Origin of the sequence: Corallococcus sp. 4LFB (assembly GCF_046520365.1) — a bacterium.
GTDB classification, from domain to species: domain Bacteria; phylum Myxococcota; class Myxococcia; order Myxococcales; family Myxococcaceae; genus Corallococcus; species Corallococcus caeni.
Genome location: NZ_JBKGHJ010000202.1, coordinates 1 through 14,249 on the forward strand (window position 1 = coordinate 1; position 14,249 = coordinate 14,249).

The 14,249-nt window shown below is 69.5% G+C and carries 10 protein-coding genes; 5 read left to right on the forward strand and 5 right to left on the reverse strand.

From position 1 onward, the window contains the following. Together ACLEQD_RS21600 and ACLEQD_RS21605 are read left to right on the forward strand one after the other, a co-directional pair. Positions 1-3,682: ATP-binding protein (locus ACLEQD_RS21600; RefSeq protein WP_410386297.1), on the forward strand; the 3,682-nt coding region annotated here is incomplete at its 5' end. A 77-nt stretch (positions 3,683-3,759) separates the two neighbouring features. Continuing rightward, positions 3,760-4,590 carry an acyl-CoA desaturase gene (locus ACLEQD_RS21605; protein WP_410386299.1) on the forward strand — a complete coding sequence of 277 codons (831 nt, stop codon included), beginning with the start codon at positions 3,760-3,762 and terminating at the stop codon, positions 4,588-4,590. On the opposite strand, the gene ACLEQD_RS21610 is transcribed toward ACLEQD_RS21605, so the two are convergent. Continuing rightward, positions 4,511-5,983, reverse strand: coding sequence for a B12-binding domain-containing radical SAM protein (locus tag ACLEQD_RS21610; protein ID WP_410386300.1), 1,473 nt, complete (start codon positions 5,981-5,983; stop codon positions 4,511-4,513). The genes ACLEQD_RS21605 and ACLEQD_RS21610 overlap by 80 nt on opposite strands. Before the next feature lie 286 nt (positions 5,984-6,269). On the opposite strand from ACLEQD_RS21610, the gene ACLEQD_RS21615 reads away from it, so the two are divergent. Beyond that, positions 6,270-7,982, forward strand: a complete 1,713-nt coding sequence (locus ACLEQD_RS21615; protein ID WP_410386302.1) for a hypothetical protein — start codon at positions 6,270-6,272, stop codon at positions 7,980-7,982. Between the two features lie 46 nt (positions 7,983-8,028). Here the strand turns inward: ACLEQD_RS21615 and ACLEQD_RS21620 are convergent, their stop codons facing one another. Next, entirely contained in the window at positions 8,029-9,054 is a 1,026-nt protein-coding gene (locus tag ACLEQD_RS21620) for an anion permease (protein WP_410386304.1), read from the reverse strand. Between the two features lies 1 nt (position 9,055). After that, the gene (locus ACLEQD_RS21625) at positions 9,056-9,682 is read right to left on the reverse strand and encodes a DUF47 domain-containing protein (RefSeq protein WP_410386306.1); all 627 of its coding nucleotides are present in this window, start codon (positions 9,680-9,682) and stop codon (positions 9,056-9,058) included. Between the two features lie 333 nt (positions 9,683-10,015). On the opposite strand from ACLEQD_RS21625, the gene ACLEQD_RS21630 reads away from it, so the two are divergent. Next, the gene (locus ACLEQD_RS21630; RefSeq protein WP_410386308.1) at positions 10,016-10,900 is read left to right on the forward strand and encodes a fatty acid desaturase family protein; all 885 of its coding nucleotides are present in this window, start codon (positions 10,016-10,018) and stop codon (positions 10,898-10,900) included. Positions 10,901-10,970: 70 nt separating this feature from the next. Here ACLEQD_RS21630 and ACLEQD_RS21635 read toward each other — a convergent pair whose 3' ends face one another. Next, positions 10,971-12,197: a M28 family metallopeptidase gene (locus ACLEQD_RS21635; RefSeq protein ID WP_410386310.1), complete on the reverse strand. Its 1,227-nt coding sequence runs from the start codon at positions 12,195-12,197 to the stop codon at positions 10,971-10,973. Positions 12,198-12,694: 497 nt separating this feature from the next. Here ACLEQD_RS21635 and ACLEQD_RS21640 point away from each other — a divergent pair, with 497 nt between their 5' ends. After that, positions 12,695-13,507, forward strand: a complete 813-nt coding sequence (locus tag ACLEQD_RS21640) for a hypothetical protein (RefSeq protein ID WP_410386312.1) — start codon at positions 12,695-12,697, stop codon at positions 13,505-13,507. Between the two features lie 53 nt (positions 13,508-13,560). Here the strand turns inward: ACLEQD_RS21640 and ACLEQD_RS21645 are convergent. Then, a partial coding sequence (locus tag ACLEQD_RS21645) for a lytic transglycosylase domain-containing protein (RefSeq protein ID WP_410386314.1) occupies positions 13,561-14,249 on the reverse strand: 689 nt, incomplete at its 5' end.

The window sequence follows — 14,249 nt, forward strand, 5'->3', positions numbered from 1 at the left end:
CCGGGGCGAGCCCCGCGAGGGGGGCAACCACCGGCTGGCGCTCGACGCGCCGGTGGAGGCCGTGAGGCGCCCGCTTCCCGCTCCCACGGGCGGGGCGGAGCTGGTGGGCCGGTGCGCGCTGCTCTTGCACCCGGTGCTCTTCACGAAGATCACCACCGCGCACCAGGAGTTCGCGGGCGACTTCCGCGACGTCACCTGCTTCTTCGTGCGCTTCACCCACGCGTCGGCGGACGCGGATCCGGACGCCTTCACCCGCGACCTCAACGCCTACTACGAGTTCGTCCAGCGCGAGAGCGCCCACCACGGCGGCGTGCTGCTGATGACGGACTTCACGGACAAGGGCAACGTGCTCTACGTCCTGTTCGGCGCGCCCACCGCGCAAGAGAACAAGGAGGTCCTGGCGTGCCGGCTGGCCTGCAAGCTGCTCAAGGCGCGCGAGCAGTTCCCGTTCCTCGACGAGCTGCAGATCGGCATCGCCACCGGCCACGCCTACTGCGGTGACATGGGCTCGCCCACGCGCAAGGGGTACTCGGCGCTGGGCGAGGTCGTGAACATGGCCGCGCGCCTGATGACGCACGGCGGACGCCAGGACGGCGTGCACCTGTGCGCCAACACCCAGGCGCGCTCGCAGCAGGGCGGCTTCGCCACCGAGTTCGTGGAGGACGCGAAGCTCAAGGGCGTCTCGCGCTCGGTGCCGGTGTACCGGCTGCTGGGAGAGACGCGCCGCGGCCTCTTCATCAAGGGGCGGGGCGACATCATCGGCCGCAGCCGCGAGCTCAACGTGCTGCACGAAGCGCTCAACGCCTCGTTCGCCGGCCAGGGCCGCGTGTGCGTGGTGTCCGGCGAGGCGGGCATCGGCAAGTCCCGGCTGGGCGCGCGCGTGCTGGAGGACGCGGAGGAGGGCGGCGCGCGGGCGCTGTACGGCGTCTGCTACTCCTACGAAGCCTTCACCCCCTTCTTCCCCTGGAAGGAGGTGCTGCTCCAGGCCTTCGGGCTGCACGACTCGGACGACACCGACGCGCAGCTTGCGCGCCTGCGCCAGGGCCTGGAGGGGCTGGAGGACGTGGGGCCGGAGTGGATCCCGGTGATGGCGGGCATCCTCGGCATGTCGCTGGAGGAGACGTCCGCCACGGCGCGGATGGACGCGCGGCGCAAGCAGCAGAAGGTGTTCCAGATCGTCTTCCTGTTGCTGGAGAAGCTCAGCCGCTCGCAGCCGCTGCTGCTCTTCTTCGAGGACCTGCACTGGGCGGACTACATCTCGTTGGACCTGCTCCAGCACCTCGCGGCGCGGGTGGGCTCGCACCGCATCATGGTGCTGGCGACGATGCGCCCGGGCGACCAGGTCAAGGGCCTGCGCGAGCTGCCCGGGTTCCTCCCCGTGGACCTGGTGAGCCTGGACGACGAGGACACGCGGGCGCTGTTGCGCGTGCACCTGCGCCTGTCGCCGCCGGACGTCGCGCTGGAGGACCGGCTGCTCGCGAAGGTGCAGGGCAACCCGTTCTTCATCGAATCCATCGTGGAGGGCCTGGCGGAGCAGGGCTACCTGGGCCTGGCGGAGCCCGGCTCCACGCGGATGGAGCTCAAGCGCGGCCTGCAGGACCTGCTGCTGCCGGACTCCATCCAGGACGTGGTGCTGTCGCGCATCGACCTGCTCAGCGAGACGGAGAAGCTGGTGGTGAAGGTGGCGTCCGTCATCGGGCGCATCTTCACGCTGGACGCGGTGGCGGCGCTGGTGCCCACCCTGGGCGCGCAGCGCCTGCGCGAGGCCATGGACACGCTCCAGCGCCTGGGCCTCATCCTGCTGGAGCAGGAGGAGCCGTACACCTGCCTCTTCAAGCACATCGTCATCCGGGACGTGGCCTACAACACGCTCCTGGTGTCGGCGCGCGAGGACCTGCACCGCCGGCTCGCGCGCTACCTGGAGGTCCGCGCGAACGACAACCTCGCGGCCTCCGCGGGTCTGCTCGCGTTCCACTTCCTCGCGGGCAACGTGGAGGACAAGGGCCTGGAGTACACGCTGATGGCGGCCCGCAGCGCGCGGGCGCAGTACGCGAACGACGACGCGCTCTACCACTACAACCGCGGGCTGGAGCTCTTGGGCACCGTCGCCCCCGTGGACCCGGAGGCGCTGCTCCTCAAGACGCGCCGGGTGATGCAGGAGCTGGCGGAGACGCTGCTCCAGGCGGGCCACTACGCCAACGCCATCCTGATGTTCGAGCAGTGCCTGGTGGACGAGGAGGAGCCCCAGCGCCAGGCGGAGCTGCACCTGGGCCTGGGGCGCGCGCACCAGGAGAAGGGCGAGTCCGCGCTCGCCACGCGGCACCTGGAGAAGTCCCTGGTGCTCCGGGGCCGCAGCCTGCCGGGGAGCCTGCCCGCGCTGGGCCTGCGCACGCTGGCCAACCTGCTCCTGCGGGGGCTGGCCTCGCTCCTGCCGTTCATCCTGCGCCCGCTGCCGGCGTCCCGGCAGGGCAACTACCTCCAGCAGCTGTCCACGCTCAACTCGCTCATCCGCATCTACTACTTCGCGGACATCATGAAGCTCACGTGGGCGACGCTGGTGTCCACCAACATGGCGGAGCGCTCGCGCAGCGACTACGCCATGAGCCTGGCGCGCGGCTACTACGGCACGCTGCTGTTCGGCGCGGGGCTGCTCAAGCGCGCGCGCTACCACTGTGAGAAGGCGCTGGAGTACGCGCGGCGCTCCAAGGACCCGGTGGCGGAGGGGCTCGCGCTCAGCCGCCTGGGCATCCAGGCCTTCTTCGCCAACGAGTTGCAGCGCGCGCGGGAGTTCCAGGAGGAGGCCGTCTCCACGCTGCGCCAGGTGGGCGAGCGCTGGGAGCGCCAGACGTCCCTGATGATGCAGGCCACGGGCGAGTTCCTCCACTCGCGCTTCCGCACGGCGGAGGCGCTCTACGAGCAGATGAAGACCATTGGCGTGGAGCTCAACGCGCTGATGCACCAGGGCTGGGCGCACTCGTGGGCGCCCATGTGCCGCTACCTGTTGGGCGAAGGCGACGTGGGCGAGCTGTGCGCGGAGCTGGAGCAGGGCCTGCGCATCAGCGAGGAGGTGGCGGACCTGGCCAACCAGTGCGCCAGCCTCAACCACCTGGCCAACGTCACGGTGCGCGAGCACCAGGTGGAGGAGGCGGCGCACGTCGCGGTGCGCTGCTTCAAGAGCATCTGGAGCTACCAGGTGCTGGTGCCCTTCCTCCAGGTGGGGCTGGTGGACGCGGCGGAGGCGGCCCTCTTCGCGCTGGAGGAGGGCGCCACGGTGGTGCCGCGCAAGGAGCTGCTGCGAATCGTGCGGCTGTCGTGCATCAAGGCGCGCGTCATCGCCCGGCTCTACCCGTACCTGAAGGGCCCGGCGCTGCGCGTGACGGCGCGCTCGCTGGCCCTGCGCAAGGGCCCCAAGGCCGCGGAGCCGGTGTTCCTGGAGGCCATCGCCGTCCTGGAGAAGAGCCCCAACCGCTGGGAGACGGGCGTGGCCTACTTCGACGCGGCGGTGGCCCTGCCGCACCGGCGCGAGGCCTTCTTCGCCCGCGCGCGCGAAATCTTCACGGAGGTGGAGGCCCGCGCGGAGCTGCGCCGCATGGACCGCTTCCAGGCCTCGACCCGGCTCCCGCCCGCGGAGGCGCTGCCCGTGCCCCAGGCCTCGGGCGCCCGTGACGTCCGCGTGATGTGACACCGGGGGACGCATTCCTTGTCCCGTCAGGCGGGGCCCCTAGACTGCGTGCTCCTTCCTCGCAGCCGCACCGGGCCATGACCACCGCACCGCTCCGCTTCCAGCTCAGTCCCGTCATCGTCGGTTACATGCTCGTGGTGCACGCGCTGGCCGCGCTGGCGTTCTTCCTGCCCTGGCCGCCGTACGCGCTGCCGGTGGCGCTGGCCGTGTACGTGTCCATTGGCCTGGGCACGACGGTGGGGCTGCACCGCCTCTTGTGCCACCGCGCCTTCGCGTGCCCCCGCTGGGTGGAGTACGCGCTGGTGACGGTGGCCATGCTCACCGCGCAGGGCAGCCCGCTGCTGTGGGCCGCCAATCACCGGCTGCACCACGCGAAGGCGGACGCGGAAGGGGACGTGCACTCGCCGGCGCGGGGCTTCTGGTACGCGCACATGGGGTGGATCCTCAACGAGGCCTCCACCGAGGAGGACGGCTGGCGCACCTGGTGCCGCGACCTGGCGAATGACGGGTACTACCACTGGCTGCTGCGCTACCGCATCGCGCCGCAGGTGCTGGGGGTGCTCTTCGTGGGGCTGACGTTCGGCTGGCGCGCGGTGCCCGCGTACTTCTTCCTGCCCGTGGTGTGCTGGATGCAGAGCACCTACGCGGTGAACTCCGTGTGCCACGCGGCGTTCGGCCACCGCGCCCACGACACGCGCGACCACAGCCGCAACGTGTGGTGGGTGGCCGTACTGGCGCTGGGCGAGGGCTGGCACAACAACCACCACGCCTTCCCCGCGTCCGCGCGGCACGGCTGGGTGTGGTGGCAGTGGGACCCGGGCTGGCTCTTCATCCGCCTGCTGCGAGGCCTGGGACTGGCGTGGGACGTGCGGCTGCCGTCCCGGGTCCAGTCAAGACCTGCGGCGTGAGGCCCAGCGCGGCCATCTGCTCCGCGTCCCAGGACTCGATGGCGTCCAGGCCCGCGATGTAGCGGCGCTCCTTGTTCTTCAGCGGGTTGCGGATGCTGACGATCTCCGGGCCGGAGAAGAGGATGGTCTGCTTGTAGCGGGGCAGGTCGCTCAGCATCAGCTTGGACGCGTAGTGCCGCGCGATGTTGGGCAGGCTCCCCAGCGTGCGGCACAGCCGCTGGAAGTGCTCCACCACCTCCGATGCGTGCAGCTGCTTGGGCCGGTGGCACAGCGTGTAGCCGTCGTAGTCGCGGCTGATGGTGCCGGGCAGCAGCCGGTCCTCCGCCTGGAGCTCGCGGAAGAAGGGCGTCTCCGGGTAGGGGCACACGATGCCCAGGAACGTGACGGAGAAGTACTTCAGGTCCGCCAGGTACTCCGGCAGCCGGTGCAGGTACTCGTTGGTGTCCCCGTCCGAGCCGACGATGAGCCCGAAGGACAACAGGATGCCGGCGGAGAAGACGCGCCGGATGACGGCGTCCACCTCCGACAGCTTGTTCTGGCCCTTGTTCATCGCCTTGATGGAGTCCGGGTTGAGCGACTCCAGGCCGGTGTAGACGTAGCGGCAGCCCGCCTTCGCCATCAGCTTCACCAGCGACTCGTCCTTGAGGACGTTGAAGGTGAGGGCGCAGCCCCAGGTCTTCTTCAGGGGGATGAGCGCTTCGCACAGCGCGCGCAGGTACTTGGGCGAGCCGCCCAGGTTGTTGTCCAGGAAGACGAACGCGTCCCCCATCAGCCCCAGGAAGTTCGGGTTCCAGCGCATGCGCGTCTGGATTTCGTCGATGACCTCCGGGATGGGCCGGAAGCGGTAGCGCTCGTGGCCGGTGAGCACGCAGAAGTTGCAGGTGAAGGGGCAGCCGCGCGACGCCTCGATGCCGGGCAGGCGCACCTTGTTGTGCGTGAAGTCGATGAGCTCGTAGCGGTACGGCCGGATGGCGGCGGCGCCGTGCGAGGGCAGGCTGTAGCGCGGCTTCAGCTCGCCCTTCTCGAAGTCCGCGATGAGCGCGGGCACGTTGGACTCCGGCTCCCCGGTGATGACCGCGTCGAAGTACTTCGCCGCGTCGTCGGGGAAGTGGCCCGCGTGCCGGCCGCCCGCCACCGTCGTCATGCCGCGCTGGCGGAAGAGGGTGGAGAGGACCTTCGTGTGCTCGTAGTACGAGTGCAGGTACGAGAAGAAGACCAGGTCCCAGTGCCGGTCCAACGGCAGGTCCGCCTCCTTCTCGTTGAAGATCTCCACCTGCGCGTGCTCCGGGCACAGGCCCGCGATGAGCTCCGGCACGGAGGACTGCATGATGGAGGGTTCCTTGATTCGCAGGCGGGTCGGATGGGTGTACGTGGCGATGATGGCGATGCGCATGCGTGCGGGCCCGGCGACGGCGCGGAAGGAAACGGGCCGCGCCCGTTCGTGAGTGCACCTGCCGGACTGCGTCCCCCTTCGTCAGCGGAGGATCACCCGGAGTCCGGGCAGTGGCAAAGGATCTCCATCGCGCGCGCCGCACTCCGCGTGTTTCCGGTGGCAGCGGACGACCCAGGAGGACCTATCTCGCTCGGGGGGCGTGCTGATAGATATTTGAAACATGGATACTTCTCCCCCGCCAGCCGCCCCGGGTTGGCCGTTTAAACGTTACTTCTGGATTTCCGTCGTGTTCGCGGCGGCTCTGGGCGCGCTCGCGCTGCGCGTGGGTTTCATGCCGGATGACTTCATCTGGCTGGGCGTCTGGGACCACGTGCCGCCGCCCGCGCCCCTGGGCAACACGCCCCTGGACGTGTACCGCACCGCCACCGGCATCCCGGAGCACACGCTGCGGCTGGCGCAGGTGGGCGTCTTCCCGTGGTGGGTGGAGCCCACCGTGCGCGTGGCGTTCTTCCGGCCCCTGGGCAGCCTGTTCTACGGACTGGATCACCTGCTCTACAACCGCGTCGCCGTGGCCTATCAGGTCCACTCGGTGCTCTGGTACGTGGGCATGGTGGTGCTGGCGGGCGTGCTGCTCAAGCGCGTGCTGCCCACGGCGGTGGCGGGCGTGGCGATGTTCCTCTTCGCCATCTGGGGCTCGCACTCGGCGGTGCTGGGCTGGCTGTCCTACCGCAGCGTGGTGATGTCGCTGCTCTTCGGCATCCTCGGCATCTACTTCCACGTGAAGTGGCGCGAGGAGAAGCGCACGGGCTCCCTGGTGGGCGCGCTGGTGTGCTTCGCGCTGGCGCTCCTGAGCGGGGAGACCATGGTCATCCTCAGCCCGTACGTGCTGGCCTACGAGGCCTTCTCCGGCCCGGGGCAGGCGAAGGACAAGCTCAAGGGGCTCATCCCCTTCGGCGTGCTGATGGCGGGCTACTTCGCGCTGTACCGCGCGCTGGGCTACGGCGCGGGGGGCTCGGACATGTACCTGGACGCCGTGGGGACGCCCGTGGACTGGTTCAAGGCCATGCTCACCCGCGTCCCGGCCGCCATCGCGGGCCTGACGCTGAACGCGCCCCCGGACTTCATCTTCGACGCGTCGCTGGTGCCGCTGTTCACGGTGCTGGGCGCCGTGGGGCTGACGCTGTTCGCGCTGCTCGTCTGGGGCGTGTGGCCCCGGCTGGAGGCCGCGGAGCGGCGCACGGTGGGCTGGATGCTGACGGGCGCGTTCGTGTCCACGTGGCTGGCCAACTCCGCGTTCGCCGGCTCGCGCACGCTCATCGTGCCCAGCCTGGGCATGGCGGTGGGCCTGGCCGTGGTGCTGCGCCACGCGTGGCGGGGCCGGGCGCGCACGTTCCGCGCGGGCGCGGTGCTGGCCGGCGCCGCGGTGCTGGCCCTGGTGCACGTCGTGGGCGCGCCCTACATCTGGTGGCAGACGATGGAGGCCTACGCGCAGGCGGACGCCCTCATGGGGCGCGTGCAGGCGCGCTACGAGGAGGCCCTGGACGAGACGAAGCTGCCGGAGCAGCGGCTGGTGGTGCTCAACGCCCCCAACGGCATCATCGGCATCTACGGCTCCGTGCGCTGGTGGTCCACGGGCATGCCGCTGCCGAAGGCCTGGTGGGTGCTGTCCTATTCGCTCAACGAGCAGAAGGTGACGCGCACCGGGCCCAACTCCCTGGAGCTGTCGCTGCCCAAGGGCGGCCACTTCCTGGACTCCGTGGAGGAGCGCATCCACCGCGCGGCGCGCCACCCGGTGGCCCAGGGGCAGGAGTTCGACATGAAGGGCCTGACGGTGCGGATTGAGGAGATGGACGGGGGGTTCCCCACGCGCATCTCCTACACCTTCGACGTGCCGCTGGAGGACCCGTCGTTGAAGCTGGTCCAGTGGCACAACAAGAAGGTGGTGCCCTTCGTCCCGCCGGCGGTGGGCGGGCCGCCGTCGGCCCTCAACGTCCGGTAGGGGAGGGCCGTGGCGCGGGGGGCCTCCCCCGCGCCCGGGGCGTGTCTCAGCCCACCAGCCGCACCACCGCCAGCGTGAGTCCGTAGACGATGACGGACACCAGCGCGGCGGCGGGGATGGTGAACACCCACGCCCAGATGATGCGGCCCGCGGTGCCCCACTTCACGGCGCGCCAGCCGCGCGTGGACCCCACCCCGACGATGGCGCCGGTGATGGTGTGCGTGGTGGAGACGGGGATGCCCAGCTCCGCCAGCGCGATGATGGTGACGCCGCCGCCCGTCTCCGCGCTGAAGCCGCCAATGGGCGCCAGCTTCGTGAGGCTGTGGCCCATGGTGCGGATGATGCGCCAGCCGCCGAAGAACGTGCCCATGGCGATGGCCGCGTGGCAGGAGATGATCATCCACCAGTCGATGTGGAACGGGCGGTCGCGCCAGATGGTGCCGAAGAGCACCACCGCGATGATGCCCATGACCTTCTGCGCGTCGTTGGTGCCGTGGCTGAAGGAGAAGATGGCGGACGACACCAGCTGCAGCCGGCGGAACCAGGTGTCCACGCGCAGCGGCGTCTGACGGTGCACCGCCCAGGTGCTGGCCACCATCATCGCGATGCCCAGCGTCATGCCGATGAGCGGCGACAGCACGATGAAGGCCGCGATGCGCGCGATGCCGCTGCCCACCAGCCCCTGGACGCCCAGCACCGGCAGCGTGGCGCCAATCATCCCGCCCGCCAGCGCGTGCGACGACGACGAGGGCAGCCCCCACCACCACGTGAGCAGGTTCCACGCGATGGCGCCGATGAGCGCGGAGAAGATGACCATCAGCACCGCCGTGGGGCCGGCCGCGCGGAGCATCTCGAAGTTGATGATGCCCTTGCCCATGGTGTTGGCCACGTGCACGCCGCCCGCGAAGGCCGCCACGAAGTTGAAGAACGCGGCCCACGCCACCGCCAGGTTCGGCGACAGCACGCGCGTGGACACCACCGTGGCGATGGAGTTCGCCGCGTCGTGGAAGCCGTTGATGAAGTCGAAGACGAGCGCGACGATGACGATGAGGACGACCGCGGCGAGCAGCATCTCAGGAGTGCTCCAGCACGACGCCTTCGATGACGTTGGCCACACCCTGGCACTTGTCGGTGGCCGTCTCGATGAGGTCGAGGATCTCCTTCCACTTGATGATGGTCAGGGTATCCACGCCGCTCTTGAACAGCCGGCCCATGCCCGCGCGCAGGACTTCATCCGCCTGCGTCTCCAGCTGCTTGATTTCCTTGCAGCCCGCGAGGATCTGCTCCGGCTTCTTGATGAGCCGCAGCGCCGCGACGACCTCCTGCACCTTCTTCGTGGAGAGCACCAAGAGCCGCGCCAGCTCCGTGGCGTCCGGCCGGCTGGACTCAATCTCGTAGTACAGCAGGCGCGCCGCCGCCGCGTTGGTCAGGTCCAGCACGTCGTCGATGCGCGACAGGAGCGTGTGGATCTGCGCCCGGTCGAACGGGGTGATGAACTGCTGGTGGAGGCGGTTGAAGGCCGCGTGGGTGACCTCGTCGCCCCGGTGCTCCACATCCTTGAGCGCCTGGACGCGCGTGGGCACGTCCCGGTAGTCCGCCAGGAGCTCGTGCAGGAGCTTGGCGCCTTCGACGGTCCTCGCGCATTGCGCGTCGAAGTCGTCGAAGAACTCGTCCGACTTCGGCATCAGCTTTTCGAGCATGGGATCTCCCTCGGCGCCTGGAGGGACAGGCGCGGTCCGCCGCGGGAGGTCGGTGGCGCTTGGGTGTGACGCTCCCGTGACGCGGGGAGTGACTACCCTACCTGGAGAGATTCGCCAGTGTTCCGTGCGAAAACGTACGGATTCCAGGGGGTTGCACTTGACGTGAAGCGACCGCTCGGACGACGCGGTCGCCCAGCTCCTCGACGGTGGGGTGCTTCGCGAGCGCTGAGGAACGTGCAGGCAGGCGTGGGTGGGCTGTTCGGGGTGGGGGGTGCCGTCCTACAGTCAGAAAATCGGCATTTCTCCCCTGATTCCTCTTGTCGTGGAAGGCGCATGACCCTGTTCCGGCACCCTGAAGATCGCATCCCGGTCCTGATGTTCCTGAGTCTGTTCGCGCTCGACATGACGGTGTTCCTCACGGCGCGAAGCTGGTGGGTGCCGGTGCTGTGGTTCGGGCTGGGCATCATCCCCAAGGGGTGGATCTGCTCGTGGAACCACCACCACCAGCACCTGTCCTTCTTCAAGCACGCGCTGCCCAACCGCCTGCTGGAGCTCGTCTTCGGCTTCCAGACGGGAGTGACGTCGCAGGCCTGGTTCCTCCACCACGTGCTGGGCCACCACAAGAACTACCTGGACCAGGCGCAGGACGAGTCGCGCTGGAAGCGGGACGACGGCTCGACGATGGCGGAGCTGGAGTACTCGCTGAGCACGATGCTGACCGCGTACCCGCGCGCGTTCCAGGTGGGGCGCAAGCAGCACCCCAAGGCGCTGCGCGTGTTCGTGTGGATGGCCGCGCTCCAGCTGGTGCTGCTGGCGGGCCTGTTCTGGGTGAACCCCTACAACGCGCTGTTCGTGTTCCTCTTGCCCATGGCGGCGTCGCTCTTCGTGACGGTCTGGGCCACCTACTTCCACCACGTGGGCCTGGACACCGCCAACCACTCGGAGGCCTCGTACAACATCCTCCACAAGGGCTACAACCTGATGACGGGCAACCTGGGCTACCACACCGCGCACCACACGCGGCACGGGCTGCACTGGTCGAAGCTGCCGGAGCTGCACGCGCAGCTGGCGCGGGACATCCCCGCGAACCTCTACCGTCAGCCGGGCATCCCGTTCGTCTGGCGCGGCTCGGAGGAGAAGCTCGTGCTGAGCGAGCACGAGGTCGAAACGCTCGCCGGCGGGCCCGTGGCCAGCAGCGGGGAGAAGCTGGCCGCCTAGCGGTCCGGCGGCCCCGGAGCCTCCGGGAACGCTCCGGCCGGAAGCACTGCTTCCGGCCGAAGGCGCCGCGCTAGTTCGGCTGCGGCTCCGTCGTGCGGTTCGCCGCGAGGCTGATGACGTTGAGCAGCAGGTCCTTCACGCGGCGGGGCTTGTTGCCGCCGTTGTCCTCGATGATCTTCTCGATGTCGTCATCCTGCCGGTGGTACTCGGGGATGAGGTCGCCGCCGCCCTCGGGGTTGGACAGGCCCTCGAAGAGGAAGAGGACGTCCTCGCCCTTGCGCCCGAAGGACGCGCCGTCCTGCCGGTCGCGGTAGACGTTGATGTCGCGGTTGATGCGGTCGAACGGATCCGCCAGCTGCTGGTTCGCCTGGTCCACCACGTCGCGGAAGTAGTTGGGCTGGCCCTGGGTGTTGGTGTCCACCACGGACAGGCGCTGATCATCCCAGCGGCCCACCATGTCCGTGTTGATGACGCCGGCGATGTCCTTCAGCTCCACGCCGGGGATGGGGTGGTCCACGAAGTACTGCGAACCCACCAGCCCCTTCTCCTCCGCGCCCGTCCAGACGAACAGCACGGAGCGGTCCAGCTTGCCGTTCTTCGCGGCCTCCGCCAGCTCCGGCACCGCCGCCATCAGCACCGCGCTGCCGGACGCGTTGTCGTCCGCGCCGTTGTAGGCGTTGCCCTTGCGGTCCACGCCCACGTGGTCCAGGTGGGCCATCACGACAATCACCTCGTCCTTGTGCGGGCCGGTGCCGGGCAGCATGGCCAGGGTGTTCACGGCCTGGCCCGTGGCGGTGGCCACCTGCCTGAGCTCCTCCACGCCGCGCTGCTTGCCGGAGCGCGCCGGGACCGCGCTCTGGCCCGCCGCCTTCATCGTCTGCTCGTACTGCTGGTTGAGCAGCTTCAGCGTGTCCTTGGGCATCTTCTCGTCCAGGTAGAAGCCCTCCTGGAACGTCTCGTGGCCGAACTGCTTGTGCTCGGCATGCCCGGCGTGCGCCGCGCCCGCCGCCTCGCCGGCCGGGTCCGCGCCCAGCCAGGAGTAGACGTTGAACTTCTGCTGGAAGGGGTTCTCCGGGTTGTTGGAGTTCGGCCCCACCAGCCCGTACTTCTCCGCGTGCGCCTGCACGTAGGCGGAGGCGGCGTCCAGGCCCGCGGAGGGGCTGTCACGCCCCTGCAGCGCGTCCGACGCCAGGTACTCGATGTGCTTCATCGGATCCGAGTCGTCCGACACGGGCGGCTCGGTGGGGGCCTCCGGCGGCACCGGCGTCGTGGTGGCGGGCGGCGGCAGCGACAGCACCGGCGGCGCGCCGGCAGCTGCGGCAATTTGGCGCCGGGACGCGCGCCGGAGGACTCGAAGCCGTCCTTCCACGCGAGGGGGCGGTTGCGCGGCTTCGCCTCCGCGCTCCGGGCGTCCTGCGAGGACAGCCGCGAGACGGAGGTGAGGGGACGCGAGCTGTCGTTGATCTTCGAGGCCATGGTGGGGAGTCCGGGGGAGGAACCGCGCTCCCCAGATTATCCGACCGCCCCGGTCGCAAGTTGTGCGCCACGGCAAAGTTCCACCCGCGCACGGCTCATTCCCTGAATCCAGGTTTCACGGGCACGCCCGCGCGTGAGGCGTCCTGCCGCCCCGCGTGAGACCGGGACTGTCACACGGAGTATGTTTCATGTAACATGAAACGCTACTCTTGTTTTCTCATGCAATGAATTGCAAGAGTGAAAACAGACGGACTTCAGGTGTTGGCGCGCGGGGTGCAGTGGGGCCGCGGGCAGTCCCCCCACACCATGAGGTAGTGCATGCACCTGAAGATGACGGGTTCCCTGCTGGCGTCCCTGCTGTTGAGCATGACGGGTTGCGCGGGCGGCGACGACAGCCAGGCCGCCGGTTCGCTGAGCGCGCAGGAGTCCGCGGCGTCCCAGTGCGTGAAGAAGTTCGACGGCATCACGACGTGTGCGCTGGGCCGGGCGAAGGTCGACTCCGTCGCGGACGGGCTGGCGGTGTCGGGGCTGCTGACGCAGAAGGACGGCGTCTCCAGCAGCTTCGCGCAGGCCGTGAAGTGGGAGCAGCGCGTGGCCATGAGCCTGGGCGCGCTGGGCGGCTACCAGCTGGCGGCGCGCGATGGGGATCAGGTCGTCAGCACGCTGAAGGTCACCCCGGGCCGTGAGGCGAACTCGGTCAACATGGTGCCCACGTTCACGGGCTCGCCGGGTGGCTCCGCGTACCGGATGAACGTCTACCTGGGCGGCGTGCTCCAGGGCTCCAGCCAGCAGCCGGCCGGGATGATGATCGTCTTCCACAACTTCAGGGACTTCCTCCGCTGGGCGGAGATGCACCACTTCTTCCTGAACGACTTCGACATCGACGGGCTGTCCACCGGCTCCGCGGAGACGAACGTGGGCGCGTGCGTGTGGCGCGTGGACGCGGAGAAGAACACCTTCACGGTGGACCTCGACGGCAAGTCCGTCACGGGTGACTCGGTGGAGTTCATCGAGACCATCGCGGATGGCGCGTACCCGTACCGTCACTTCACGGGCATCGACACGAACGCCATCGCCGGCCAGTACACCATCCGGTCGGAGTCCATCACGCAGCCCTCGGGCGTGAAGTAGCAGGGAAGGCGTGCCGGACGGGGGGCTTGCGCATCCCGTCCGGCGTCGTGCCGTTAGCGTCGTCCGGAGACGGAGGACGTGGGCGTCGCCGCGTTCCGGCCGCTGCCGCCCACGCCGGTGGCGGGGCTCACCGTGGGCGTGCGCGCGGCCTCCATCGGGGCCTTGCGCGTCGGCGCGAAGGAGGCCGGGACCTCGTTCGCGTAGAGCAGCTTGTAGGCGCTGTAGCTGCTGAGCACGCGCTTCACGTAGTCGCGGGTCTCGTCGAAGGCGATGTGCTCCACCCACTCGTCCAGCTCCGCCTGGGGCAGGGCCTTGCGCCAGCGCTCCACCGCCGCGGGGCCCGCGTTGTAGGCCGCCACCGCGTAGGCGGGGTTGCCGTCGAAGTGCTTGAGCAGCGAACCCAGGTACGCCGCGCCCAGCCGGATGTTCTGCGCGGGCTGGAGCAGCGACGACACCTCGAACGAGGCCAGCTTGAGCGAGTCCGCCACCTGCTTCGCCGTCTGGGGCATGAGCTGCGCGAGCCCCAGCGCCCCGGTGGAGGAGCGCGCGGTCGGGTTGAACCGGCTCTCCTCGCGGATGAGGCCCTGCAGGAGGTCTGGATCCACGCGCGCGGCCTTCGAGTAGCTCTTGATGAGCGACCGGAAGGCGAGCGGCCACGTCGCCTCCCACACGGGGCGGGACGCGGCGCTCAAGGGGCCCGCGGCCTCCTGGCGCAGCGTCACGCGGGCCACCTGCCGCGTGG

Coding starts and splice junctions, on each gene's coding strand:
- ACLEQD_RS21610 (WP_410386300.1), bottom strand. CDS start 5,983: ATGCGCATCGCCATCATCGCCACGTACACCCATCCGACCCGCCTGCGA.
- ACLEQD_RS21640 (WP_410386312.1), top strand. CDS start 12,695: ATGCACCTGAAGATGACGGGTTCCCTGCTGGCGTCCCTGCTGTTGAGC.
- ACLEQD_RS21605 (WP_410386299.1), top strand. CDS start 3,760: ATGACCACCGCACCGCTCCGCTTCCAGCTCAGTCCCGTCATCGTCGGT.
- ACLEQD_RS21630 (WP_410386308.1), top strand. CDS start 10,016: ATGACCCTGTTCCGGCACCCTGAAGATCGCATCCCGGTCCTGATGTTC.
- ACLEQD_RS21625 (WP_410386306.1), bottom strand. CDS start 9,682: ATGCTCGAAAAGCTGATGCCGAAGTCGGACGAGTTCTTCGACGACTTC.
- ACLEQD_RS21620 (WP_410386304.1), bottom strand. CDS start 9,054: ATGCTGCTCGCCGCGGTCGTCCTCATCGTCATCGTCGCGCTCGTCTTC.